The following is a 23,695-nucleotide window of genomic DNA, read 5'->3' on the forward strand; positions in this document are numbered from 1 at the left end:
GCGCCTCCCTTGCGTCATAGGCAACGGGCAAACGCACCGTCACAGCTTTTAACTCTAACGCCTGCCCCGTGTCCCGGGTTTCCACCCCCACGCAAAACGCCCCGTTTCCTTCCATTCGAAAGGAAACGGGGCGCTGTGCCTTGGTGCTTTGCAGGCCTACTTTGCCGAAATCTGGCGAAGCACGTACTGCAGGATGCCGCCGTTGCGGTAGTAGTCGGCCTCACCCGGGGTGTCGATGCGCAGAACCGCATCAAAGGTGATGGCTTCACCGTTCTCCGGCACCGCGGTGACCTTGACGGTCTTCGGGGTGGTGCCGTTGTTCAGTTCAGTCACACCTTCAACGGAGAAGGTCTCGGTGCCGGTCAGGCCCAGGGACTCGGCGTTCGTCCCGGCCGGGTACTGCAGCGGGAGAACGCCCATGCCAATGAGGTTGGAGCGGTGGATACGCTCGTAGCTCTCGGCGATGACGGCCTTGACGCCCAGCAGTGCGGTGCCCTTGGCTGCCCAGTCACGGGAAGATCCGGAACCGTATTCCTTGCCGGCCAGGACCACCAGCGGGGTGCCGGCTGCCTGGTAGTTGACCGATGCGTCGTACACGGTGTTCTGCGGGCCCTCGGGCTGCGTGAAGTCGCGGGTGAAGCCGCCCTCCACGCCGTCCAGGAGCTGGTTCTTGATGCGGATGTTCGCGAACGTACCGCGGATCATCACTTCGTGGTTGCCGCGGCGGGAACCGTAGGAGTTGAAGTCCTTGCGGGCCACGCCGTGCTCCAGCAGGTACTTGCCGGCCGGGGTGTCGGACTTGAAGGAACCTGCCGGGGAGATGTGGTCGGTGGTGACCGAATCGCCCAGCTTGAGCAGCACGCGGGCGCCTTCGATGTCCGAGACGGGCTCCGGCTGTGCCTTCATGCCCTCGAAGTACGGGGGCTTCCGGACGTACGTGGACTCCGAATCCCACTCGAAGGTTGCGCCTTCGGGGGTGGGCAGGGACTTCCAGCGGTCGTCACCCTCGAAGATGGTGGCGTAGGAATCCGTGAACATTTCCTGGCTGATGGACGCGTCGATGATCTCCTGGACCTCGGACGGGTTCGGCCAGATGTCCTTCAGGAAGATGTCGTTGCCCTCGGAGTCCTGGCCCAGCGGGTCGTTCTCGAAGTCGAAGTCCATCGAGCCGGCCAGTGCGTAGGCGACTACCAGCGGCGGGGAGGCCAGGTAGTTCATCTTCACGTCCGGGTTGATGCGGCCTTCGAAGTTACGGTTGCCGGAGAGCACGGCAGTAACAGCGAGGTCCGCTTCGTTGATCGCGGTGGAGATTTCGTCCTCCAGCGGACCCGAGTTGCCGATGCAGGTGGCGCAGCCGTAGCCGACCACGAAGAAGCCGAGCTTCTCCAGGTACGGGATCAGGCCGGACTTCTCGTAGTAGTCGGTGACTACCTTGGAACCCGGAGCAATCGAGGTCTTGACCCACGGCTGGGCCACGAGTCCCTTTTCGACGGCGTTGCGTGCCAGTACGGCTGCGGCCATCATCACCGACGGGTTGGACGTGTTGGTGCAGGAGGTGATCGAGGCGATCGTCACGGCGCCGTGGTCCAGCTCGAAGCTGCGGCCGTCAGGCATGGTGACCGGAACCTTGTTCACCGAGCGCTCGGCGGGAGCGTCGGATTCCTTGACCAGGTCGTGCTCGGCGTCCTTGATCTGCGTGCTGCCCTCGGTGAAGGACGGGGCGTCGGAGGCCGGGAAGGTTTCTTCCAGCGCCTCGTCGACGGTGCCGTTCTGCGCTTCCACGGTCTCGTGGACGTAGTTCTTCAGGTCCGCGCGGAACTGCTGCTTTGCGCTGGTCAGCTCAACGCGGTCCTGCGGACGCTTCGGACCGGCGATCGAGGGAACCACGGTGGAAAGATCCAGCTCGAGGTACTCGGAGTACTTGACCTCGTTGGACGGATCGTGCCAGAGGCCCTGTTCCTTGGCGTAGGCCTCGACGAGGGCTACGTTCTCCTCGGAGCGGCCGGTGAGTCGCAGGTAGTCCAGGGTGACGTCGTCGATCGGGAAGATCGCGGCGGTGGAACCGAACTCGGGGCTCATGTTGCCGATGGTGGCGCGGTTGGCGAGCGGCACGGAGGCGACGCCTTCGCCGTAGAACTCCACGAACTTGCCCACAACGCCGTGCTTGCGCAGCATCTCGGTGATGGTGAGGACGACGTCCGTGGCGGTGGCGCCGGCCGGAATTTCACCGGTGAGCTTGAAGCCGACAACGCGCGGGATGAGCATGGAGACGGGCTGGCCGAGCATTGCTGCTTCGGCTTCGATGCCGCCAACGCCCCAGCCGAGCACGCCCAGGCCGTTGACCATGGTGGTGTGGGAGTCGGTACCGACGCAGGTGTCCGGGTAGGCGCGCAGGACGCCGTCAACTTCACGGGTCATGACGGTGCGGGCCAGGTACTCAATATTGACCTGGTGGACGATGCCCATTCCCGGGGGAACAACCTTGAAGTCGTCGAATGCGGTCTGGCCCCAGCGCAGGAACTGGTAACGCTCGCCGTTGCGCTGGTACTCGATTTCCATGTTGCGCTCGAGGGCGCCGGCGTTGCCGAAGGCGTCGATCTGCACGGAGTGGTCAATGACCATTTCGGCCGGTGCCAGCGGGTTGACGCGCTTGGGGTCGCCACCGAGGTCGGCGACAGCTTCACGCATGGTTGCCAGGTCCACGATGCAGGGAACACCGGTGAAGTCCTGCATGATCACGCGGGCAGGCGTGAACTGGATTTCGGTGCTGGGCTCTGCGTTTGCGTCCCACTTGGCCAGGGCACGGACGTGGTCCGCGGTGATGTTGGCACCATCTTCGGTGCGCAGCAGGTTTTCCAGCAGGACCTTGAGGCTGAACGGAAGGCTCTGGGCGCCTTCGACGGAATTCAGCCGGAAAATTTCATATTCGTTTCCGTTGACGTCAAGGACGCCTTTGGAACCGAAGCTGTCCACATTACTCATAACAGGACTCCTCTCGCCACCGTTTTATCTTTGTCCAGTGATCCGCCGCACGCTAGTTAGGATTTCCTAACCGGCACAGCTGTTGGGCCCGGCCGGGAAATGGTGGGTGATTTCCCGGGCTGGCAAGTCCCCCCTGCCGTGCAAACGTATGGCGGGAATCCCTTCGGCACGGAGCCGGACAACTGTTTCCATCCTAGCCGGATGCGCGTCCGCCGGACCGTTCACCGCGCCGGATACCGGTATATGGCCCGCCACACACCGGCCGGGCTGCCCAATTCGGGCCGGTGTCAGGGGCGGCGCAGGACCGCGAAGGACTCCATGTGGTGGGTGTGCGGGTACAGGTCAAAGACGCGCAGCATCTCCAGCTCCCAGCCTGCTTCACCGAACCAGGCCAGGTCCCGCGCAAAGGAAGCCGGGTCGCAGGACACGTAGCCAACCACCCGCGGTGAGGCGGCACTGATCTGGTCGACAACCACCCGTCCGGCGCCGGTCCGCGGCGGGTCCAGGAGGACTGCGTCCAGGCGGCCTTCATGGTTGCGCAGCACGCGGTCCACGCGGCCCTGGACAACCTCCACCTGGGGCATGGCGAACAGGTTTTTGCGGGCATCGCGGCTGGTCCCGGGCGACCCCTCAACGGAAAGGACATGCCCCCCGGTTCCAACGGCCTCCGCGAGCGGAGCGGTGAACAGGCCCGCTCCGGCAAACAGGTCTGCGGCGCGCTCACCGGGCTGGAGGTCCAGGCCCTGCACCACAGCCTGCACCAGGGTCCCGGGGGCACTGCGGTGAATCTGCCAGAACCCGGCTCCGGTGACCCGGTAGTCATGCCCTTCGGCCTGTTCCCGGACCCAGGTCCGGCCGCGCAGCCGCGTCAGCTCATGGCTTTCCGGATCCCAGGCGGCCACAGATACGGTCTCACCGGCGCCGGGATCCGCAGCGGTGCCGATTTCGGAGGCAATGCGAGCCAGCGTCCGCGGACGGGTTCCGCCGGCGGGGATAAGCAGGACCAGCGGCGGACCGCCGGCGGCGGGTGCGGCAACCTCGACGCGTTCGGCACCGGTGAAGTCCACCTCCCACAGCTTCAGTGCATTGATGGCGGCCGAAGCGAGCGGCATCTCCTGGACCGGGACGAGGTCTTCGGATCGGTGCGGATGCATGGCCAGGTGCCCGCCCGGAGCTACCGAAAAGCTGGCACGGGTTCGCCAGCCCAGCCCGTCAGGATTTTCTTCGGCAGCCGCTTCAACGGTAACTTCGCGTTCGATGCCGGCAAGGCGCCGAAGCTGCTCGGCAAAGATGCCGGCCTTCAGCCTGCGCTGTTCAGCCAGACCGATGTGCCCGAATTCTGCCCCACCCACCGGAAGCCTGCCGCGTGATCCTGCCTTGAGCGCGTCCGCCGGTGCCCAGAAGTGCGGAACGCGGGCCGGCGCAGGTTCCAGGACCTCCACGACGTCGGCACGCCAGAACCTGGCCTTCTCCCCCGCGTCCGTGAGCCTCGCCCGGACGCGCTCCCCCGGCAGGGCATGCCGGACGAAAACGACGCGACCTTCGTGACGGGCAACGAAATGCCCGCCGTGGGCGGCCGGACCGATTGTCAGTTCAAGATCACCGGGGGCGGATGCGCCCTGCGGGGTTTGGGGGGTCATAGTTGCGTTCGAACTTCCGTGTTGGAGCTAAAACACCATCACACCACGATTTCACCTGCGCACCGGACTATGCTTTCCTTTGGCCCGGAGCGGGATACGGCAGTACGCGGGAGATCCCGCCAGGAACATGAGGTAGGACACGGTGGCGCATTACGTGATCATGGGCTGCGGCAGGGTGGGAGCCATGCTGGCCCATACCCTGGACAACGCAGGACATACCGTGGCGGTCATTGACCAGGATCCGCGGGCGTTCCGGCGGCTGCGGCCGTCCTTCACCGGCTCCCGGGTGACCGGCGTCGGGTTCGACCGCACCACCCTGGAACAGGCCGGCATCGAGGATGCCTACGCATTCGCCGCGGTTTCCAGCGGCGACAACTCAAACATCCTTTCTACGCGCGTGGCGCGCGAGACTTTCCATGTGCCCCACGTCGTGGCACGGATTTATGATCCGGGACGCGCCGAGATCTACCAGCGGCTGGGCATTCCCACCGTTGCAGCCGTGCGCTGGAGTGCAGACCAGGTGCTGCGCCGGATCCTGCCCGAACAGAGCATCAACGGCGACTTCCGGGAAGCATCGGGCCGGCTCATCCTGGGCGAACTGTCCCTGGAGCCTTCGTGGCTGGGCCGTCCCCTGCACGAGGTGGAGGCCGCGGCCGGCGTGCGGATCGCATACCTGACCCGCTTCGGCGAGGGCGTGCTTCCCCGCGCGGACACCAGCTACCAGCAGGGCGACGTCCTGCACGCAATGATGCAGGTAGGACGAACCGCGGAGATCAGCAGGATCCTCTCCGCTCCGCCAATGAAGGAGAACCCGTGAAGGTAGTGATTGCCGGAGCCGGCAGTGTTGGATCCTCGATTGCCCGCGAGCTGCTCTCCCACGGACATGACGTGCTCCTCATCGACGAGAAACCCGAAACTGAAAGCCGGAGCGAACTGACAGGTGCGGCGTGGCTGGTCGGCGACGCCTGCGAACTGACCACCCTGAAGGATGCCGGGATGGACAGTGCCGACGTGGTGGTCTCCGCAACGGGCGATGACAAGGTGAACCTGGTGGTTTCGCTGCTCGCCAAGACGGAGTTCGGAGTGGCGCGGACCGTAGGCAGGGTCAACAACCCCAAGAATGACTGGATGTTCGACGACTCCTGGGGCGTAGACGTTGCCGTCAATACGCCCCGCCTCATGACGGCGCTGGTGGAGGAAGCAGTCGAGGTCGGTGACCTTGTGCGGCTCCTGACCCTGCAGACCGGAGTCGCTTCGATGGTCGAGTTCACCGTCCCGGCCGCCTCGCCTATGCTGGGAGCGCGCGTGGGGTCCGTTCCGTGGCCGCAGGATTCAACCCTGGTTGCCATCCTGCGCGACGACGCTCCCATCACCCCCACCGGCGACGACGTCATAGAGGGCGGCGACGAGCTGTTCTTCGTCACGACCATTGCGGCGGAAGATGAGCTGCGGGCTCTGCTGGCCCCCAAGCCCTAGTTCCTGCGCCGGCTGTGCTTCGCCGCCGGCGCAGGAACTAGGAGGCGCGGACGGTTGCCGGCCGGGAAATGACCCAGGCCAGCCAGAGGCCCAGCGCGTACAGCGGCACGCCCATGGCCAGCCGCATGGTGCCCAGGGCTGCCACGTTGTCTGCCAGGTACAGGGGAAGCTGCACTGCGAGCCGCAGCGCAAACACGGAGATGATGATCCAGGTGGCCAGGGAGTAGGCGCGCAGGCGCTTTGGCTCACCGCGCCAGGACAGGTTCTCGCCCCGGATAAAGCCGAACAGGAGTCCGGCGACCGGCCACTTGACCAGAACTGAGACGGCAAAGGCAAGGATGTACGCGGCGTTGAGGTAGAACCCCGGGAGGAAGAACGTGGTGCCGCTGCCGCTTCGCAGCGCAAACACGGCGCAGATTGCGACGCCGATGACGCCGGTCAGGGACTGGACCAGCGGCCGCTTCTGGATCAGGTTGGCTACGGCGAAGGCTCCGGCCGCGACCACTGCGGCCCCAAGGGACAGGTACAGTCCCGCGGTGATGGTGTAGATCAGCGTGAAGAGCAGCCCGGGGAGGATTGCCTCGGCGAGTCCACGTACGCCGCCGACGGATTTCAGCACGTCTATCTGCCCGTCATCGCCGCGTTCGACGCCGGATCGGGCTGCGTACTGTCCGGCCAGCTCGCTCATCGAAGGCTGGCCGTCGGGGCGGCCCTTGCCTTCGGGGTCTGGGCTGGTGCTCATATTTCACCTTCCGGACGTCCGATGATTTCGTACCGCGGATTGAAGATGGTGGGCTGGCCGGCGACGCTGCTGACCATACCCTCGAACGCTACCTGGGTTCCTGCCACTATGCCGGGAATCCGCCGCTGGCCGATCCAGACCAGGCGGACCCGCCGCCGGGCCTGCACAGCCGCCGGATCCCGGTAGGCGCCCTGCAGGTCCGCCACAACCGCGGTGAACCGCGGCGCAGAATCCGCCGGAACCAGGGTGACTGATTCAACGTAGCCGGTGCTGTGTGCGCGTCCACGGCCCGGCAGATCGGCAATGCGGAGCCGGGCCGGTGCGCCGGCTGCGGCCGGAGTTGTCTGCTTAGCCAATGGTGGTAATTTCCGGCCCGCGCCGGGGCGGTTCCGGCTTGGCTGACTCTTCACCGCGCTTGGGCAGCGGAGAAGCGTCCCGGGGCAGGTTCAGCTGCAGCAGGTCCCGCGGAGGCAGCGGCGCATCGCCGCGGACCACCACAACGTTGCGGAAGACTTCTTCCAGCGGACCGGCTGCATCAGGGTTCATGGCCGCCGGGCCGCCGAAGACGCCGCGGAGGAACCAGCGGGGACCGTCGACTCCAACGAACCGTGCCACACGGTAGCCCTTGGAACCGTCCTGCGCCTGAGCGGGTACCCGGGCAAGCAGTTCGGTGCCCAGCCGTCCCTCAAGCTCGTCAGCCGTGCCGCCCTGGGAGGAGACCGATTGAACGATCTGTGCGCGGATTTCGTCCCAGAGGGTCTCCGACTTGGGTGCTGCGAAGGCCTGCAGCTGAAGACTGGAACCGTCCAGATCCAGGGTTACGGCCACAACGCGCTTGGTCTTTTCTTCTACTTCCAGGCGCAGCGCCAGCCCCTGTGTGGCAGCAATGCGCAGCGCACCCAGGTCCACGTAACCCTCCTCCGAAGGCCGGTCAGCGACGTCGTACGGGCCCTGGGCCGGTCCGTCCGCGGCGCCGGCAGCTTCTTCTGCGGTGTCCTGCTCCCCGGGCACGTACCCGGATTCCGCCCGGTCTTTCCTGCGGCGTCCAAATGCCATCGCCTAGTCCTCTTTCCTTCTGTGGTTCCGGGCAGGTGAACCCGGGATGTGGCGGCCTAAGCCGTTGCTGTGCCGAATCCGCCGGTGGAACCGAATCCTCCGGCTCCCCGTACCGAGTCGGAGAGCTCTGCAACGGGTTCGAACTCCGCAGTTTCAACGCGCTGGATCACCATCTGCGCAATCCGGTCCCCGCGCTTGAGCCGGATGGTCTCGGCGGCGTCCGTGTTTAACAGTGTGACGGAAATTTCACCGCGGTAACCCGCGTCAACGGTACCGGGTGCATTGACGATCGTGAGTCCGTGCCTGGTGGCCAAACCGGAGCGCGGGTGGATCAGGGCCACGTACCCAAACGGCAGGGCAATCGAGACGCCGGTGGGCACGAGGACGCGCTGGCCCGGAGCCAGTTCGACGTCGACGCGGGCCCGCAGGTCCGCGCCTGCGTCTCCGGGGTGGGCGTAAGACGGCGCTTCGAGGCCGTCGTCGAGCATTTTCAGCTGGACTTTCACGCTGGGTCCTGCTTGCTGCACAGCTGTCTCCGGGATCTTTCTGGAACGGTTTGGGAGCACCGGCAGCCAGGGACCGGCGGCGCCTTGATTACTTTAGCGCGTGCCGACTCCCCCGTGCCCTCCCGCCGCGCGGGCGGCACCAGGGGCCGGGCAGGCAAGATGAAAAGCCGGAACAAAGATGGAAAGCTAGGAGTATGTCAACACCCGCTGCCCACAGCCCCGCCCAGACCGTGCTCTACTCGGAGAGGCTGCTGCCGGCATTCTGGATCTGGCTGGTTGTGGCAGGCATGTCCGGGACCTTCGTCCTGGCCTTCATTCCCATCAGCCTGCTCGTGGGAATCCTGGTGGCCGCAGTGGCGGCCGTGGTACTGACCGTGCTCCTGCTGATGTCCACCCCGGTCATCAGGGTGACCGAAGAGACCGTCCAGGTGGGCCGTGCCCAGATTGAACGCAAGTGGATCGGCGCGGTGGAGGCATACCGCGGGGACGACGCGACACAGCAGCGCGGGCCCGCGCTCAACGGCACGGCGTACCTGTGCATCCGCGGCTGGATCAGCCCGGTGGTCAAGATGGAAATCACTGACCCGGCTGACCGGACCCCGTACTGGCTGACCTCCACGCGCAACCCGGAGAAGCTGGCAGCTGCACTGCAGGCGCCGCGCAGCTGACCCGCACCGCCGCAGAATCGGACCGGGCCTAGCCCTCGCACTCGATGCAGTAGTAGAGCCCGTCCTTTTCCTTGGCAATCTGCGAACGGTGCCGCACCAGGAAGCAGGACGCACACGTGAACTCATCCTGCTGGGCGGGAAGCACCCGAACCATGAGCTCTTCGCCGGAAAGGTCCGCGCCCGGCAGCTCGAAGCTGTCCGCTGCCTCCGCTTCGTCCTCATCCACCACGGCCGACTGTACGTTGGTCCGCCGTGTCTTCAATTCCTCGATTGACTCTTCACTGGCGTCCTCGTCGGCCTTGCGCGGCGCGTCGTAGTCTGTCGCCATATCTCTCATCCCACCATCGGTGTCAGTACTTCACGGATAGATCCAGGCACGTACTCCGGCCCCGGGCACCTGTCCCGAAACCGCAGCGCGGCTCGGACTACACAACGCCGCGGCCCCTGCGTTTGTGCCCGCAGTAGAGAGATTTTTGTCCGCCCTGAACGAAATAGCCACGCCTGCGCCGCCTGCACCGTGCCCGCAGGCCAAGAATCCTTGCAGGCGCAGGCCGTGGATCCGCGCCACACCGGGCTAAACGGTAGGAAATCCGGTGCCCGGGTGGCATTGTTTCAGGAAGGAGTTGCTATCGATAGCGAGGATTTTTTCATGCAGGATCTACGGCTCGTGGGTGTCCATGAGGGCGGCGAACATCTGCTGCTGAGCGGACGGGGCGGCGAAACATTCCGGCTCCGCATCGACGAAGCCCTGCGTGTTGCTGCTTCCCGCCCCGCGCGGCGTGCCGGACAGGCTGCCGAGCCCGAGGCGGGGCCCACCATGACTCCCCGCGATATCCAGGCACGGATCCGGTCCGGTGCCAGCGCCGAGGAGGTGGCTGAGCTCTCCGGCCACGACATCGCACACATCCGTCGGTACGAAGGACCCGTACTCGCTGAACGCGAGTACATTGCCCGCCAGGCCCAGTCCGTCGAGGTGGCAGCTCCCATGAGCGCTGCACAGGACAGCCACCGCTCAGCCTTCGGGGATTCTCCGGTGAACCTGGGCGACATGGTCAACCACCGCCTCCGCGCCTTCGGCGTGGACCCGGAAACCGTCGTCTGGGATTCATGGCGCCGCCCCGAGGGTTCCTGGGATGTAGTCGCCAGCTTCAGCCTCGGTGAGAACTCCCGGGTATCCGTCGGCGAGGAGCCCCCCGCCCGCTGGACCTACAGCCCGCTCCGCCGCCAGGTGACCAACGCCAACCGCTGGGCACAGCTGCTCAGCGAACTCGCGCCGGTGGACTCCCCGGTCCCGGCACGCAGGCTCTCCGCCGTCGCGGACCGTGTCTTCGATTTCGAAACCGACACCGCCCCCGAGGAGCCCCTTCCGGTCTCGGACGAAGAGACAGATGAGCTGTTGAACGTCCTGCGGTCCCGGCGCGGCCAGCGCCTGGGCACGGATGAAGACGCCGACGACGCCCTGGCCGCCCTGCTTGCCAAGGGCAGCATCCCCGCAGCCCACCCGCGTGACGGGCAGGCCGAGCTCGAGGACGAGTCCTCGGTGCCTCCGCGCACCGGCAAGCTGAGCCTGGCACCCGTACTGCCCGAGGAGCCGGAAGCAACCGCCGAGCCGGAAGCGGAAGAGGATCCATCCGATCCGCTGCGCCTGGATGATGGCATCAGCACCTCAACGCGGGAAATCAGTATCCTCGCCCGGCCGGTTCGCGGTTCGCGCGGGACGGATGCCGGAAAGCCTCCGGCCGAGCCGGAGGAGCCTTCCGAGACCCCCGAGGCGAAGGAACCGGTGACCGAGCGGCGGATCAAACCCAAGCGTTCCTCGGTTCCCAGCTGGGACGAGATCGTCTTCGGTACCAAAGGCGACTAGCGCCGAGGGCGGTCCGGAAGTATGGCGGACCGCCGGTGCAGCCTATTCCCGGACTGTGCCAACCGCGCAGATGTCCGGATCTTCGCCGGTTCCGGCGTACCGTGCGGCCTGCTGCGCACCCATGCGCCGCATGTAATGCCGCCGGCAGAGCGTTTCGTAGCCCACCACCGGCGGCGCGCCGGCTTCCTCGGGCTCAAAGAGCGCTTCGGGTCCGGGATCGGCCGGCCGCTTGTCCACGTCGCCCACCACAACCTGGTCACCGGTGACCACCATGACCCCGTCCACGGTGCGCGCGTTGTGCGTGGCGCGGCGCCCGCACCAACAGAGCGCGCGGACCTGCAGGACCTCGATTCGGTCGGCCAGTTCGATCAGCCGCTGCGAGCCCGGGAACAGCCGCGTACGGAAGTCCGTGGCGATGCCGAAGGCGAATACATCGACTTCCATCTCGTCCACGATCCGTGCGAGCTGCTCAATCTGCTCCTCGCTGTAGAACTGCGCCTCGTCGCAGATGAGGTAATCCACCCTGTCCCCCGCACCGCGGGTCCGGATCACCTCGTCCCAGAAGTCGGTGTGGTCCGTGACCTCAACGGCGCGGGTCTTCAGGCCCAGCCTGCTGGAGATCATCGCGTTGCCCGCGCGGTCATTGCGGCTGAAGAGAATTCCTCCGCGTCCGCGGGCGCTGTGGTTGTAGTCCATCTGCAGCGCCAGGGTGGACTTGCCGCAGTCCATGGTCCCGGAGAAGAACACGAGTTCAGCCATAACCTACTTCCGCCCGCCCTTTGCCGGACGGGCCAGCGTCAGGAGCGGGACTTCACGCTCGGCACGGGTTAGCGAGCCGTGCTGGCCCACCATCTGCAGGGCGGACGGGCTGGCCCGCCGGGTATCAAAGAGTGCAATCGGCTCACGTGCGGCAATCAGCAGGTCGCCGATGCGGGGCAGGGTTTCCGGGCGGACGGGCCCAAACAAGCCTGCCGCAACGGCTTGGTCCCGGGTCAGGATCCATGCCCTGGTGCCCAGTGCCTGCTGCCAGGAGGCCGTGAGCCGCTCCAGGGTGCCGGCCGGTGCATCCGTTTTAAGGTACAGCTGCACCATGCGCGGATCACCGGCGGTGTGCCGCACACCCTCGATCAGGTCCGGGTACGCCGAGTAGTCAATCCGGTGTTCGGGGGCGGTGTCCACCATGCCGTGGTCTGCGGTAAGGAGAACCAGGGTGTCCGGGGGAAGCTTGGCGGTGAAGCGCTTGAGTGCCGAATCCAGTTCCTCCAGCGCGCCTCCCCATTCCGGGGACTGGGCACCGTAGCGGTGTCCGGTCTTGTCCAGCTCATTGAAGTAGAAGTACATCAGCATGCGCTTTTCCGCGGCCAGCGCCCCCAGCGCGGCTTCTACGCGTGCATGGATGCCCGTGCCCGACGCATGGCTGCCGCCGCGAAGGGCGGCGCGGGTCATGGCTGAATCCGCAAACCGCGGCAGGCTGACCGTCGTGACGGGCAGATGCCCGGATGCCTGTTCAAGGACGGTCGGGAACGGCTGCCAGCTGCGTGGATCCACACCCGGGTCCCAGTTGCCCAGCATGTTGACCACTTTGTCCTGGGCGGGATCAAGCACGTCATAGCCAACCATTCCGTGCTGCCCCGGAGGGAGGCCGGTCCCCAGCGAGGCCAGGGACGCCGCCGTCGTGGTGGGGAAAGCAGCGGTGAGGGTGCGTCCGCCGTCCTGCAGCGACCGCAGGAAGGGAGCGTGTCCGGAGCGCTGTTTCAGCAGGCTCCGGCCGAGTCCGTCCACCATGACCACGCAGACCCGCTTCGCTGCGGGAAGCTCCAGGGTGTTGGTGAAGCCGGGGACCTGCAGGACAGCCGCGGCACTGGTGAGGACCTCAGCTACGGAACTGCGGCCATACCCGGGGGCCGGAGGAAGGGGTTCGGAGGCGGGTGCTGCGTCCATGCCCCTTACCGCTGGTGGTGGCCGCGGTTGAACCGGCTGCCGATGCCCGGCATCCGGTTCCGGTCGAGTGCCGGTTCCAGGGCGCGGACGTTCATGGTGTCGGTGTTGACCTTGCGCAGGGCGCGGGCGAAGGCCTTGGCGTTCTGAACTGCCTGGATTCCGTCAGCCTCCGCGGACACTCGCAGGACAATGTCTTCCTGCGCGATGGTTCCGGTGTAGCCGTGGTCAGCCTCGCACTGGGGATCGGCACAGCCTGCCGGGCCCATGTCCAGGCGCTGTCCGCCGGACCAGGCGATTGCCAGGGTCAGTTCACGGGCCTGGTCTGAGGGCTTGTAGTTCTGGGGCTGGGAGTACATGTAGCCAAGTACCACGGAGCGGATCTGGGCCACCGGAACAGATTCGGTGGAGACCTGCGCCATCATCTGCTCACCGGCTTCGTCGAGTTGCTGGTCGTCAACATGGGTGATCACCAGCATGTCCTCGGTCAGCACCAGGACAGTGATGTGGCGGTGCACCTCGGTCCGGTCGAAATGCGTTTCAAGGTGGATCAGATGGGAGAGGGGCTCGCGCCCGTCCAGGGCGTCATGCACAACGTCTGCCAGCAGCGTGGGGTAGAAGCCTGCGCGCTCAATGGAGGCGTCAAGGCTGCGGCGTTCAGCGGAAAGTAGCGGCGACATAACACCAGTTTCCCCCAGATGCACCCTGAGCACCTAAAAAGGCGCGCTGGGGTTGCATAAGCATCCCCGGCTGGTGCCGTGGCTGTGGAAAAACTAGTCACGCAGCGCACGGCGGGCACTGTCGGTGCGCTGCTGCGGGTTGCCCAGCCGGATATCAGCGCTCAGCACCGTGACGCCCTGCACCGAGACCAGCACCGGATTGATTTCCAGCAGCGCAATCTCCGGGTGCTCGTCCTTCAGCAGCGCCACCCGGGCAATGAGGTCCTCCAGGGCAGCGACGTCGACCTTGGGCAGTCCCTGGTAACCGAAAAGCCGCCGTGAGGTTCGCGGCGTCCTCACCAGGTCCGCAATATCGACGCTCGTCAGCGGCGGAATGCCGTGGGCCCAGTCATCGAGCAGGTTCACCGCGTCCCCGGCAATCCCGAAGGAGAGGACTGGGCCAAGCAGGGGATCCTCGATGGCCCGCAGTACACAGCCCTGGCCCGACGGCGCCATTGACTGCACCTCGAGTTCGAACCGGCCGTAGGGCTCCAGGGCCGTGCGCATCTCGGAAATGTTGCTCCGCAGCGACTGCTCCGAGGAGATGTTCAGCCGCACACCGCCCAGGTCCAGCCGGTGCCGCAGGTGTTCATCCATGGTCTTGAGGACAACGGGCCAGCCCAGCTGGTCCGCTGCCGCGACGGCCTCGTCCTCGGTGCGGAACGGCAGGGACGGCAGGAGGCTGATCCCGTAGAAATCCAGGAGCCGTGCGGTTTCGTCCGGGCCCAGGCGCAGGAGTTCGGTGTTGGCTACCCGGGACATCTGCTCGTCGATGAACGTCTGTGCGGCCTCCGTGTCTACGCCCGCCGGCTCCGCATAGTGGCCGTGTTCCCTTCCTGCCCATTCGCTGTAGCGCACCAGCGCGGCCAATGCGCTGACTGCGGCACCGGGACTGGCGAAACACGGGAGGCCGGCCGGCAGTCCGGGCTCCGCGGCCTCACCTTCCGCGGCCGGCTCCGGCGGAACCTGTTCGCGGGAGCCCAGTATGCCTTCAGTGAGCTGGCTGGGGTCCATGATGCCGGTGAAGACCGCCACCACGGGCTTTCCGCCCTCGATCGCACAGTCCAACAACGTTTCTGCGACGGCGTTGTTGTCCAGTCCCGGTGCCGGCAGCAGCGTCACGACGGCGCTGTGTACGGCCTCATCCGCCAGGGCCTTCGCGACGGCTTCACGCAGTGCAGGCAGTGCCACGCTCTGGCCGCGGTCCAGGTCGAGGTCGATGCGCAGGTGCACGGCGTCCAGGTCCAGCGGCACGGCCGCGTCGGCCAGCACCCGGCCGAGTGCCGCGGAGTTGCTCAGCACAGCCAGCCCCCTGCCCTGCGGCAGCGGCTGGCTGCAGGCGATCTGGGCTACGTCCATGAGCTGTTCGTTCGTGGCCACCCGGATCACGCCGGACTGGCGGAGCATTGCGTCCAGGGCTCCCTGCGGGGCCTGGGTCAGCCGTACCGAGTGCCCCGGGGGAAGCTGCAGGCCGGTGACGTCCGATTTGGCCACGATCACCGGCTTGCCGGTGGCGAGACGCCGGGCAATGCGGGAGAACTTTCGCGGGTTGCCCACCGATTCGAGGTACAGGCCCACCACCTTGGTGCCGGCGTCGTCTTCCCAGTACTGCATGACGTCGTTGCCGGAGACATCCGCCCGGTTGCCGGCCGAAATCGTGGAGGACAATCCCAGGCGCCGGCGCTGGGCAGCTGCGTAGAGAAGGACGCCGATCGCTGCGGACTGGCTGAACAGGCCCAGTCCTCCGCGTCGCGGCAGGGCCGGAGCCATGGAGGCGTTCAGCGAAACCTCGGGACGGGTGTTGATCAGGCCCAGGGACGCCGGTCCCAGAACCCGCATGCCGTTGGCCCGGGCGTAGCGCACCAGCCGGCGCTGGCGCGCCAGGCCCGCTTCGCCGTCGTCGAATCCCGCGCTGACCACCAAAAGGTGCTTGACGCCCGCCGCGGCACATTCCTGGGCCACGCACTGGACCTGGTCATACGGGACGGCAATGACTGCCAGGGAAACCGGTTCGGGGATCTCGGAGATCTTGCCGTAGGAGACCATTCCGGCGAGCTCGAAGGCCTCCGGGTTCACGGCGTAGACACTGCCGGTGAACCCGCCTTCAACGATGTGTTCCATCAGCTGGTAGCCGACGCTGCCCCATTCGCGGCTGGCGCCGATGACGGCAATGGACGACGGCGCGAGCAGGTCCGCGACGCTGCGCGCCTCCGCGCGGTGTTCGCGGGCCTCCATGACGGCGCGGGACTTTTCCGTCGGGTCGATGTCGAAGTCGAGGGCGATCACGCCGTCGTCGAATGCGCGGCGAACCTCATAGCCGGCGTCCGCGAAAACGCTGAGCATCTTGCGGTTCTCCGGAAGGACCTCGGCACTGAAGCGGCGGATCCCGTTTTCCCGGGCGGCGGCGGCCAGGTGTTCCAAGAGGATCGAACCGATCCCCCGGCCCTGGTGCTCATCGGAAATGTTGAAGGCGACTTCGGCCTCGGTGGGATCATCCAGGCGGTCATAGCGGCCGATTCCCACGATCTCGGAGCCGAGTGTGATGACAAACGCAACCCTGTCCCGGTAGTCCACGTTGGTAAAGCGCTTCAGCTCGCGGCCGCTCAGCTTAGCCTTGTAAGTGAAGAAACGAAGATAGATGGAGCTCTGGGACTGCCGCATGTGGAATGCCTGCAGCGCCTCGGCATCCGCCGGGGAGACAGGCCTCAGGTGGCCGGTGCGCCCGTCCCGCAAAACGACATCAGCTTCCCAATATTCGGGGTATTGTCCCTGCTCCGCCATAGACTCAGACTAGTGGGCAATTTTTAGAACCCGCCACTGACCCTCCACAAAGCACCGAAACCGACCAAGTCAACACCAACCTCAAGGACGCAAGAACTACATGGCCCGGCGCTCTGCCTCCGCACCCACTCCCGGCGAACCCATCGCTGAGAACATCATCGATATTGATGTCACCACCGAGATGGAGGGGTCCTTCCTCGAATACGCCTACTCGGTGATCTATTCGCGTGCCCTGCCGGACGCGCGTGACGGGCTGAAGCCCGTACAGCGGCGCATCCTGTACATGATGGCGGAGATGGGGCTGCGTCCGGACCGCGGACACGTCAAGAGTGCCCGCGTGGTCGGCGAGGTAATGGGCAAGCTCCACCCGCACGGTGACTCGGCAATCTATGACGCCATGGTCCGCATGGCCCAGGACTGGGCGCTGCGCCTGCCGCTGATCGACGGCCACGGCAACTTCGGCTCGCTGGATGACGGCCCCGCAGCTTCGCGCTACACGGAGGCAAGGCTGGCGGCCGCCGCGCTGACCCTCACTGACCACCTCGACGAAGACGTGGTGGACTTCGTTCCCAACTACGACAACCAGCTGATGCAGCCGGAAGTACTGCCGGCTGCGTTCCCCAACCTGCTGGTCAACGGCGCCTCCGGCATCGCCGTCGGCATGGCCACCAACATGGCACCGCACAACCTCGGCGAGGTCATCGCGGCTACCCAGCACCTGATCCGGCATCCCGAGGCGACACTGGATGACCTGATGCGCTTCGTGCCGGGTCCGGACCTGCCCTCGGGCGGCCGCATTGTGGGCCTGGACGGCATCCGCGACGCCTACGCCACCGGCCGCGGTTCGTTCAAGACCCGGGCCAAGGTAGAGGTGGAGCAGCTCACCGCCCGCAGGACCGGGCTCGTGGTCACTGAACTGCCGTACATGGTGGGGCCGGAAAAGGTGATCGAGAAGATCAAGGACGCGGTCACCTCCAAGAAGCTCCAGGGAATTTCCGACGTCGTTGACCTCACGGACCGGCAGAACGGACTGCGCCTGGTCATTGAGCTGAAGAACGGCTTCAATCCCAAGGCCGTCCTGGCCCAGTTGTACCGCTACACCCCGATGGAAGATTCCTTCGGCATCAACAACGTGTCCCTGGTGGACGGCCAGCCGCGCACCCTGGGCCTGGTGGAGCTGCTCCAGGTCTACGCTTCCCACAGGCTCGGCGTGGTCCGCCGCCGCACCGCGTACCGGCTGGGCCGCAAGAAGGACCGCCTGCACCTGGTTGAGGGCCTGCTGATCGCGATCGTGGACATTGACGAGGTCATCCAGGTCATCCGCTCCTCGGAAGAGACCGCGGAGGCACGGACCCGCCTGATGTCCATCTACGACCTCACCGAGATCCAGGCCAACCACATCCTTGAACTCCGGCTTCGCCAGCTGACGAAGTATTCGCGGCTGGAACTCGAGAAGGAACAGGAAGAACTGCGCGCAGCCATCGAGGAACTGCAGGCCATCCTGGATTCCGAGGAGCGCCTGCGGGAGCTCGTGTGCGAGGAACTCGGCGAAGTTGCCGCGAAGTACGCCACCCCGCGGCGCACAGTACTCCTCGAATCCGAGGCCGTGGCACCGGTGGCGTCCGAGACCGTTGCCGTCAAGGCGGGCAAGGGTGCCAAGGCCGTGCTCCCGCTGCAGATTCCGGACGATCCCTGCTGGGTGATCCTCTCGTCGTCAGGCCAGCTGGCACGCACCTCCAACCAGGAGCCGCTGGCCGAAGGCGGGCAGCGCACCCGGCACGATGTATTCCGCAGCGTGGTGGCAACGACGGCCCGTGGCGAGATCGGAGCGGTGACCTCCTCCGGCCGGATGATCCGCGTCCAGGTCATGGACATGCCCGCCCTGCCTCCAACCAACGGGCTGCCCAACCTCGCCGGCGGCGTGGCCGCCAAGGACTTCATGACGCTGACGAAGGGCGAGAAACTCGTTGGCCTGGTGCCGCTGAACGCCGTCCTGGCGCTCGGCACCCGCAACGGCGTCGTCAAGCGGGTCAATCCCGAGTATCCGCTGAACCGGGACGACTGGGAAGCGATCACGCTCAAGCCGCGCGATGAAGTGATTGGTGCCGCTGTCGCTGCGAACGACGACGACGAACTCGTCTTCGCGACCAGGGGCGCCCAGCTGCTTCGCTTCCCCGCTTCGGCCGTGCGGCCGCAGGGCCGGACCGCCGGCGGCGTGGCGGGCATGAAGCTCGGTGAAGGTGACGAGGTGATCTTCTTCGGCGTGGTCGCGGCGGGAGACCCGGACGCCGTCGTCGTCACCGTTGCTTCCGGCACCGAAACGATCCCCGGTACGCCCGGCGGCTCGGTGAAGGTGACGGACTTCGCCGAATACCCGGCGAAGGGCCGCGCCACGGCCGGTGTGCGGGCGCACCGGTTCCTCAAGGGTGAAGATGCACTGACAGTAGCCTGGGCCGGGCACGGACCCGCCAAGGCTGCGGCCGCGAACGGCGTGGCGCGGGCGCTGCCCACCGAACACGGGCGCCGGGACGGCTCCGGAGTTCCGCTGGCCAGCCCGGTTGAACATGTCGGTCCCAGCATGACTGCTCCGTAGCCCCCACCGCTCAACCGTGAAGGGCCGGACCTGGTTTTCCAGGTCCGGCCCTTCACCGTTTCAACTCTTCCGCTGCTAGGTGCCGAAGCGCCGCAGCCGCAGCGAGTTGGCGACCACCAGGACCGAGCTGGCGGCCATCGCCGCGCCGGCGATCATCGGGTTCAGCAGGCCAAAGGCTGCCACCGGGATGCCCACGGTGTTATAGAAGAACGCCCAGAACAGGTTCACCTTGATAGTCCGCAGGGTCCGTCGCGAAAGCTCGATCGCCGTGGCGACCTGCCCCAGCGAACTGCCCATCACGGTCAGGTCTGCCGCAGCCATCGCGGCGTCCGTTCCCGAGCCCATGGCGATGCCGAGGTCCGCCTGGGCCAGCGCTGCGGCGTCGTTCACGCCGTCGCCGGCCATGGCTACCGTTGCCCCCTGCTCCTGGAACCTGCGTACCGCGTCCACCTTGCCCTCCGGACGGACGTCGGCCAGCACGTCCTCGGGGGTGATTCCTACTTCCCGCGCCACGGCGGCGGCCACTACGGCGTTGTCACCGGTCAGCAGGACCGGACGAAGCCCCAGTTCGCGCAGCCGTGCCACCGCCTGCCGGGAACCGTCCTTGATGGTGTCCTGCAGGCTGATGATGCCTGCCGGCGTCCCGTCAAGCGCCACGACGACGGCGGTGGCACCGGTTTCCTGTTCGCGGCGAAGCGTGTCCGCCGCAGCTGAATCGAGCGGGATCCCGTTCTCTTCCAGCCAGCCCGGCCGGCCGGCCACGATGCTGCGTCCCTCAACCACTCCGCGGACCCCGCCTCCCGGCGAGGAAAGGAACCCGCTGACGGGCGCCAGCCCCGGCCCCTGCCCGGCAGCTGCCGCGATGGCACGGGCAATCGGGTGCTCTCCGGCATTCTCCAGGGAACCGGCCAGCCGGAGCAGCCCGTCCTCATCTTCGGATCCTGCACCCGGCAGCAGTACCGTCCGTGCCACCGAGAGCTTGCCGCTGGTTACCGTGCCGGTCTTGTCCAGCAGGATGGTGTCCACGGTGCGGGTGTCCTCCAGCACCTGCGGGCCCTTGATCAGGATGCCCAGCTGGGCACCGCGTCCGGTGCCGGTCAGCAGCCCTACCGGAGTAGCCAGTCCCAGGGCACAGGGGCAGGCAATGACCAGGACAGCGACGGCGGCGGTGAAGGCGCTCTGCAGGTCCCCGGTGAACACCAGCCAAAGCAGGAAAGTGACTACCGCGATGGCAAGCACAACGGGAACGAACACCGCGCTGATCCTGTCCGCGAGCCGCGCGATCGGTGCCTTGCCGGACTGGGCCGCGCTGACCAGCGCACCCATCTGGGCCAGGGTGGTTTCGCTGCCAACCCGGGTTGCCCGGACCAGCAGCCTGCCGGAGGTGTTGACGGTGGCGCCGGTGACGGGATCGCCGGGATGCACCTCCACCGGCAGTGACTCACCGGTGATGAGGGCTGCATCAATGGCAGACTCGCCCGCCACAACGGTTCCGTCCGTGGCGACCTTTTCCCCCGGACGCACCACGAACACGTCCCCGGGCACCAGCTCGGACGCAGGAATGAGCACTTCGCGCCCGTCCCGGAGCACCACTGCGTCCTTGGCTCCCAGGCTCAGCAGGGAGGTCAGGGCATCCGCAGCGCTGGTCTTGGCCCTGGCCTCGAGGTACCGGCCGAGCAGCAGGAACGTCGTGACCACCGCAGCCACCTCGAAGTAGAGGTGGGCTTCGCCCATGCCCGGATCAGCCGTCAGTCCCGGATCAGCTATCAGCTGGGCCAGGGAGAACAGGTACGCAGCGCTGACCCCGATCGAGACCAGCGTGTCCATGGTTGATGCCAGGTGGCGGGCATTGACCGCAGCCGCCCGGTGGAAAGGCCAGGCGGACCACAGGACCACCGGCAGCGAGAGTGCTGCTGCAACCCAGCCCCAGTTGGGGAACGCAAAAGCCGGCACCATCGAAACGAGCAGCACCGGCACGGTCAGGATAGCGGCGGTCATCAGGCGGGGGCGCAGCTCTGCCGCGGTGCCGCCGTGTGCCATGTGGTCCTCGTGCCCGCCGTGGCCCGCGGGCACCGCCACCTTCGCCTGGTAGCCGGCCGCTTCCACGGACGCGACCAGCTGGTCATCGGTCACGCCGGCAGGAACCCGGACCGATGCCGAGTTGAGCGGAAGGTTGACGGTGGCCTGGACTCCCTCGATCTTGCCGAGCTTGCGTTCAACGCGGTTGACGCAGGAAGCGCAGGTCATGCCCTGAATATCCAGCGACACCTCGCGCTCTGCCAGGTGCTGCTGTTCATGGGTTGCCATGATTCTCCTTTCAGCCCACTACGGTGTAGCCGGCTTCTGCAACGGCCTCACCGAGCAGCTCCGGCGCGATGGCTTCACTGGAAGTGACCACGGCGGTCGAAACGCCGTCGGCCACCAGGTCCACCTGGACATCCTGGACGCCTTCGACGGCGCTGAGTTCCTCGGTGACAGAAGCGACGCAGTGCCCGCAGGTCATTCCGGAAATGCTGAGTTTTGTTTCCATGGGTTGTTCCTCCTCTGGCGGGGCGGGGCCCCGCCGGTTCTCCGGCAGCCCGCTGCTAGCGCAGCAGCCGGCCAATGGCGTCTGTTGCTTCCTGGACCTTCGTGTCCACGATCGACGGATCCCCTGCTGCCTCCGCTTCCCTGGCGGCCGTAACCACGCAGTGCCCAATGTGGTCCTGGACCAGGCCGAGGCTGACGGCATGCAGCGCCTTGGTCACGGCAGAAACCTGGGTCAGGACGTCAATGCAGTACTTGTCCTCGTCCACCATCCGGGCAATCCCCCGGACCTGCCCCTCAATGCGCTTCAGCCGCCGCAGGTAGGCCTCTTTGTCGCTGGCGTAACCGCGCTCTTCTTCCACCACTTTGATGGCGTCAAGTGCATTCGTGTCCACGATCCGACCTCCCGGTAAATTCTGGCAACACCAGGAAATCTATACCCCCTATGGGTATCCGTCAAGTACCCCCAGGGGGTACCGCTGCGCCGGGTGGCGGACTGCCCGCCGGGCGCTGGCGTAAGGTTGGACGCGTGGGAAAGAAAGCACTGACCAGCGCGGCGGAGGACTACCTTAAGGTCATCTGGACGGCACAGGAGTGGACCGATGCGCCGGTGACGGTATCAGCCCTCTCGGCGCATCTGGGATTCTCTGCGTCCTCGGTTTCGGAGGCAGTGAAGAAACTGTCCGCCCAGGGGTTCCTGACCCATGCCCGCTACGGGTCAGTGGCCCTGACTGCCGCCGGTGAGCAGGCTGCGGTGAACATGGTCCGCAGGCACCGGCTCATCGAAACGTTCCTCGTTGAGTATCTTGGGTATGGCTGGGATGAAGTCCATGACGAGGCGGAGAACCTGGAACATGCCGTTTCGGACAAGATGGTGGAGGCCCTGGCCGTGCGGTTGGGTCACCCGGTCCGCGATCCGCACGGAGACCCCATTCCCGCCCCGGACGGCAGCCTGCCTCCGCTGGATGCTTCACGGCTGAGCCACAGTGAACCGGGAGAACTCCTGCGCATCGCGAGGGTCTCGGACACCAGCCCCGAGCTGCTGCGCTACCTGGGCGGCATGGGGCTGGGTCTGGACACCGAGATCAGCATCCTGGAGCGGCAGGCCTATGCCGGCACCCTCACACTGGAACGGGGCGGCGGACGCGTCGAGCTTGGACTGCCCGCCGCCGAAGCAATCTGGGTTGTGCGGGCCTAAGCCGGTTCCGTGTCCAGCGGCTGGTCATACACCACCTGCCGGCTGACCGGCCGGTAGCCCAGGTTCTCGTAGATCCTCAGGGCACCGGACGGATTCTCGGTATCCACGCCCAGTCCGGCGTTCTGCATTCCCGAGTCCCTGAAACGCCGCATGGCTTCAGCGAGCATGGCCGGGGCAATCCCCTTGCCTCGCCACGGCCGCAGCACACCCAGGAGCTCGGTATACCCTTCGGAGTAGCCGAAGATTGCCGGCGACTCGGGGTCATAGCTGGCCAGCTGGTAGGCGCCAATCGCTCCGGTGTCGTTATCGACCACCACGAAGCTCCAGTCAGGGCGGAACTGAGGATGGCCCACCGTAAACTTCCAGCTCTCGGCGTCACGGGGCTCACTCCCCCAGTGATCCCGGAAGGCTTCGTTGTGGGCCTGGCGCAGCTCCTCCGAAATCCCCTCCGAGAAGGTCCGGAACTCCATGCCGCCCGGAAGCTGCGCATCCGGCAGGTCTCCGTCAAGCGGACGCGTCATCTCAGTGAAGTACCGGACCACGCGGGCACCCACTGATTCAAGCAGGGCCAGATGCGATGGATTGTTGGCTTCTGCATAGCTGCGCAGCACCGGGTTCGCGCCGTTCCGTTCCCGGACCCGTTCCCGCGCCCGGGCGGCCTGCCAGCGGTAGACCGCGGTACCAATGCCCTGCCTCCGCCAGGCCGGGTCCACTCCGCCGAATCCGGTGGCCCGGACTGACCCGGGATTGAGGCTGACAAGACCAAACGCCCGCGGCACACCGTCCGCGTCCACCCCCAGCAGCGAGTCAGCTGCCGGATCATCACCCTGCCGCTGCAGCGCATGCTCCAGGTCAGCACGGTCTTCCGCCCAGCCAGGCTTGTCTACCTCCACCATGCGGCGGATCAGGGCATGCCAGTCATCGACGTCGGCGGCTGTAATGGCACGCCACGCCAGCTGGGTCTGCGGTCCGGGCAGCTGCACGGGATGTGTTGGGGCCATGGCTC

Annotated in this window: 21 protein-coding genes; 6 read left to right on the forward strand and 15 right to left on the reverse strand. The window is 66.3% G+C overall.

Features of this window, described 5'->3' with window-relative positions:
* Positions 1-156 precede the first annotated feature (156 nt).
* Complete coding sequence (gene acnA / locus ACSLGO_RS12910) at positions 157-2,982, reverse strand: aconitate hydratase AcnA (protein WP_152274325.1); 2,826 nt, start codon at positions 2,980-2,982, stop codon at positions 157-159.
* A 287-nt stretch (positions 2,983-3,269) separates the two neighbouring features.
* Positions 3,270-4,622 carry a class I SAM-dependent RNA methyltransferase gene (locus tag ACSLGO_RS12915; protein WP_436401260.1) on the reverse strand — a complete coding sequence of 451 codons (1,353 nt, stop codon included), beginning with the start codon at positions 4,620-4,622 and terminating at the stop codon, positions 3,270-3,272.
* A 142-nt stretch (positions 4,623-4,764) separates the two neighbouring features.
* Here ACSLGO_RS12915 and ACSLGO_RS12920 point away from each other — a divergent pair, with 142 nt between their 5' ends.
* Both ACSLGO_RS12920 and ACSLGO_RS12925 read left to right on the forward strand, forming a co-directional pair.
* On the forward strand, positions 4,765-5,439 hold the full coding sequence (locus tag ACSLGO_RS12920) for a potassium channel family protein (RefSeq protein WP_436401261.1): 675 nt from the start codon (positions 4,765-4,767) through the stop codon (positions 5,437-5,439).
* The gene (locus tag ACSLGO_RS12925) at positions 5,436-6,098 is read left to right on the forward strand and encodes a potassium channel family protein (protein WP_325786442.1); all 663 of its coding nucleotides are present in this window, start codon (positions 5,436-5,438) and stop codon (positions 6,096-6,098) included. The genes ACSLGO_RS12920 and ACSLGO_RS12925 overlap by 4 nt, the downstream gene beginning before the upstream one ends.
* Positions 6,099-6,135: 37 nt before the next feature.
* Here the strand turns inward: ACSLGO_RS12925 and ACSLGO_RS12930 are convergent, their stop codons facing one another.
* From ACSLGO_RS12930 to dut, 4 genes are read right to left on the reverse strand one after another with little or no spacing between them, the layout of a single operon-like run.
* Complete coding sequence (locus tag ACSLGO_RS12930; RefSeq protein ID WP_263128821.1) at positions 6,136-6,840, reverse strand: DUF3159 domain-containing protein; 705 nt, start codon at positions 6,838-6,840, stop codon at positions 6,136-6,138.
* Positions 6,837-7,196, reverse strand: a complete 360-nt coding sequence (locus ACSLGO_RS12935; protein ID WP_436401262.1) for a hypothetical protein — start codon at positions 7,194-7,196, stop codon at positions 6,837-6,839. The genes ACSLGO_RS12930 and ACSLGO_RS12935 overlap by 4 nt, the downstream gene beginning before the upstream one ends.
* A complete protein-coding gene (locus tag ACSLGO_RS12940) occupies positions 7,189-7,896 on the reverse strand; it encodes a DUF3710 domain-containing protein (protein ID WP_091605486.1) in 708 nt (235 codons plus the stop codon). Before ACSLGO_RS12940 ends, ACSLGO_RS12935 begins: the two co-directional genes overlap by 8 nt.
* Before the next feature lie 56 nt (positions 7,897-7,952).
* Entirely contained in the window at positions 7,953-8,462 is a 510-nt protein-coding gene (gene dut / locus ACSLGO_RS12945; protein ID WP_255300531.1) for a dUTP diphosphatase, read from the reverse strand.
* A gap of 134 nt (positions 8,463-8,596) precedes the next feature.
* Here dut and ACSLGO_RS12950 point away from each other — a divergent pair, with 134 nt between their 5' ends.
* A complete protein-coding gene (locus ACSLGO_RS12950) occupies positions 8,597-9,070 on the forward strand; it encodes a DUF3093 domain-containing protein (protein WP_091605491.1) in 474 nt (157 codons plus the stop codon).
* Positions 9,071-9,098: 28 nt separating this feature from the next.
* Here ACSLGO_RS12950 and ACSLGO_RS12955 read toward each other — a convergent pair whose 3' ends face one another.
* Positions 9,099-9,398: a DUF4193 domain-containing protein gene (locus tag ACSLGO_RS12955; protein WP_091605493.1), complete on the reverse strand. Its 300-nt coding sequence runs from the start codon at positions 9,396-9,398 to the stop codon at positions 9,099-9,101.
* Positions 9,399-9,719: 321 nt separating this feature from the next.
* On the opposite strand from ACSLGO_RS12955, the gene sepH reads away from it, so the two are divergent.
* On the forward strand, positions 9,720-10,934 hold the full coding sequence (gene sepH / locus ACSLGO_RS12960; RefSeq protein WP_436401263.1) for a septation protein SepH: 1,215 nt from the start codon (positions 9,720-9,722) through the stop codon (positions 10,932-10,934).
* Between the two features lie 42 nt (positions 10,935-10,976).
* On the opposite strand, the gene ACSLGO_RS12965 is transcribed toward sepH, so the two are convergent.
* From ACSLGO_RS12965 to ACSLGO_RS12980, 4 genes are all read right to left on the reverse strand, one after another.
* A complete protein-coding gene (locus ACSLGO_RS12965; RefSeq protein ID WP_091605500.1) occupies positions 10,977-11,693 on the reverse strand; it encodes a thymidine kinase in 717 nt (238 codons plus the stop codon).
* A gap of 3 nt (positions 11,694-11,696) precedes the next feature.
* Positions 11,697-12,875, reverse strand: coding sequence for an alkaline phosphatase family protein (locus ACSLGO_RS12970; protein ID WP_436401264.1), 1,179 nt, complete (start codon positions 12,873-12,875; stop codon positions 11,697-11,699).
* A gap of 5 nt (positions 12,876-12,880) precedes the next feature.
* On the reverse strand, positions 12,881-13,552 hold the full coding sequence (locus tag ACSLGO_RS12975) for a DUF5998 family protein (RefSeq protein ID WP_091605506.1): 672 nt from the start codon (positions 13,550-13,552) through the stop codon (positions 12,881-12,883).
* Between the two features lie 93 nt (positions 13,553-13,645).
* On the reverse strand, positions 13,646-16,372 hold the full coding sequence (locus ACSLGO_RS12980) for a bifunctional acetate--CoA ligase family protein/GNAT family N-acetyltransferase (RefSeq protein ID WP_091605509.1): 2,727 nt from the start codon (positions 16,370-16,372) through the stop codon (positions 13,646-13,648).
* A gap of 100 nt (positions 16,373-16,472) precedes the next feature.
* Here ACSLGO_RS12980 and ACSLGO_RS12985 point away from each other — a divergent pair, with 100 nt between their 5' ends.
* A complete protein-coding gene (locus tag ACSLGO_RS12985) occupies positions 16,473-18,965 on the forward strand; it encodes a DNA gyrase/topoisomerase IV subunit A (protein WP_091605511.1) in 2,493 nt (830 codons plus the stop codon).
* 75 nt (positions 18,966-19,040) lie between these two features.
* On the opposite strand, the gene ACSLGO_RS12990 is transcribed toward ACSLGO_RS12985, so the two are convergent.
* Genes ACSLGO_RS12990 through ACSLGO_RS13000 form a run of 3 tightly spaced genes read right to left on the reverse strand, consistent with a single transcriptional unit; the run spans position 19,041 to position 21,886 of the window.
* The gene (locus tag ACSLGO_RS12990) at positions 19,041-21,272 is read right to left on the reverse strand and encodes a heavy metal translocating P-type ATPase (protein WP_386887594.1); all 2,232 of its coding nucleotides are present in this window, start codon (positions 21,270-21,272) and stop codon (positions 19,041-19,043) included.
* 10 nt (positions 21,273-21,282) lie between these two features.
* The gene (locus tag ACSLGO_RS12995; protein ID WP_152274316.1) at positions 21,283-21,495 is read right to left on the reverse strand and encodes a heavy-metal-associated domain-containing protein; all 213 of its coding nucleotides are present in this window, start codon (positions 21,493-21,495) and stop codon (positions 21,283-21,285) included.
* A 55-nt stretch (positions 21,496-21,550) separates the two neighbouring features.
* Positions 21,551-21,886 carry a metal-sensitive transcriptional regulator gene (locus tag ACSLGO_RS13000; protein ID WP_276529350.1) on the reverse strand — a complete coding sequence of 112 codons (336 nt, stop codon included), beginning with the start codon at positions 21,884-21,886 and terminating at the stop codon, positions 21,551-21,553.
* Positions 21,887-22,020: 134 nt separating this feature from the next.
* Here ACSLGO_RS13000 and ACSLGO_RS13005 point away from each other — a divergent pair, with 134 nt between their 5' ends.
* On the forward strand, positions 22,021-22,689 hold the full coding sequence (locus ACSLGO_RS13005) for a metal-dependent transcriptional regulator (protein WP_255300532.1): 669 nt from the start codon (positions 22,021-22,023) through the stop codon (positions 22,687-22,689).
* Here ACSLGO_RS13005 and ACSLGO_RS13010 read toward each other — a convergent pair.
* Positions 22,686-23,690, reverse strand: a complete 1,005-nt coding sequence (locus ACSLGO_RS13010) for a GNAT family N-acetyltransferase (RefSeq protein WP_436401265.1) — start codon at positions 23,688-23,690, stop codon at positions 22,686-22,688. The two genes, ACSLGO_RS13005 and ACSLGO_RS13010, sit on opposite strands and share 4 nt — an antisense overlap.
* Between the last annotated feature and the right edge of the window lie 5 nt (positions 23,691-23,695).

This window comes from Arthrobacter sp. IK3 (assembly GCF_051337705.1).
Lineage (GTDB): Bacteria > Actinomycetota > Actinomycetes > Actinomycetales > Micrococcaceae > Arthrobacter_B > Arthrobacter_B koreensis.

What these genes read in the sequence shown, in the direction of transcription:
- ACSLGO_RS12940 (WP_091605486.1), bottom strand. Translation starts at nt 7,896, where the DNA reads ATGGCATTTGGACGCCGCAGGAAAGACCGGGCGGAATCCGGGTACGTG.
- ACSLGO_RS12985 (WP_091605511.1), top strand. Translation starts at nt 16,473, where the DNA reads ATGGCCCGGCGCTCTGCCTCCGCACCCACTCCCGGCGAACCCATCGCT.
- ACSLGO_RS12915 (WP_436401260.1), bottom strand. Translation starts at nt 4,622, where the DNA reads ATGACCCCCCAAACCCCGCAGGGCGCATCCGCCCCCGGTGATCTTGAA.
- ACSLGO_RS12995 (WP_152274316.1), bottom strand. Translation starts at nt 21,495, where the DNA reads ATGGAAACAAAACTCAGCATTTCCGGAATGACCTGCGGGCACTGCGTC.
- acnA (WP_152274325.1), bottom strand. Translation starts at nt 2,982, where the DNA reads ATGAGTAATGTGGACAGCTTCGGTTCCAAAGGCGTCCTTGACGTCAAC.
- ACSLGO_RS12980 (WP_091605509.1), bottom strand. Translation starts at nt 16,372, where the DNA reads ATGGCGGAGCAGGGACAATACCCCGAATATTGGGAAGCTGATGTCGTT.
- ACSLGO_RS12965 (WP_091605500.1), bottom strand. Translation starts at nt 11,693, where the DNA reads ATGGCTGAACTCGTGTTCTTCTCCGGGACCATGGACTGCGGCAAGTCC.
- ACSLGO_RS12975 (WP_091605506.1), bottom strand. Translation starts at nt 13,552, where the DNA reads ATGTCGCCGCTACTTTCCGCTGAACGCCGCAGCCTTGACGCCTCCATT.
- ACSLGO_RS12970 (WP_436401264.1), bottom strand. Translation starts at nt 12,875, where the DNA reads ATGGACGCAGCACCCGCCTCCGAACCCCTTCCTCCGGCCCCCGGGTAT.
- sepH (WP_436401263.1), top strand. Translation starts at nt 9,720, where the DNA reads ATGCAGGATCTACGGCTCGTGGGTGTCCATGAGGGCGGCGAACATCTG.
- ACSLGO_RS12930 (WP_263128821.1), bottom strand. Translation starts at nt 6,840, where the DNA reads ATGAGCACCAGCCCAGACCCCGAAGGCAAGGGCCGCCCCGACGGCCAG.
- ACSLGO_RS12955 (WP_091605493.1), bottom strand. Translation starts at nt 9,398, where the DNA reads ATGGCGACAGACTACGACGCGCCGCGCAAGGCCGACGAGGACGCCAGT.
- ACSLGO_RS12950 (WP_091605491.1), top strand. Translation starts at nt 8,597, where the DNA reads ATGTCAACACCCGCTGCCCACAGCCCCGCCCAGACCGTGCTCTACTCG.
- ACSLGO_RS13010 (WP_436401265.1), bottom strand. Translation starts at nt 23,690, where the DNA reads ATGGCCCCAACACATCCCGTGCAGCTGCCCGGACCGCAGACCCAGCTG.
- ACSLGO_RS12990 (WP_386887594.1), bottom strand. Translation starts at nt 21,272, where the DNA reads ATGGCAACCCATGAACAGCAGCACCTGGCAGAGCGCGAGGTGTCGCTG.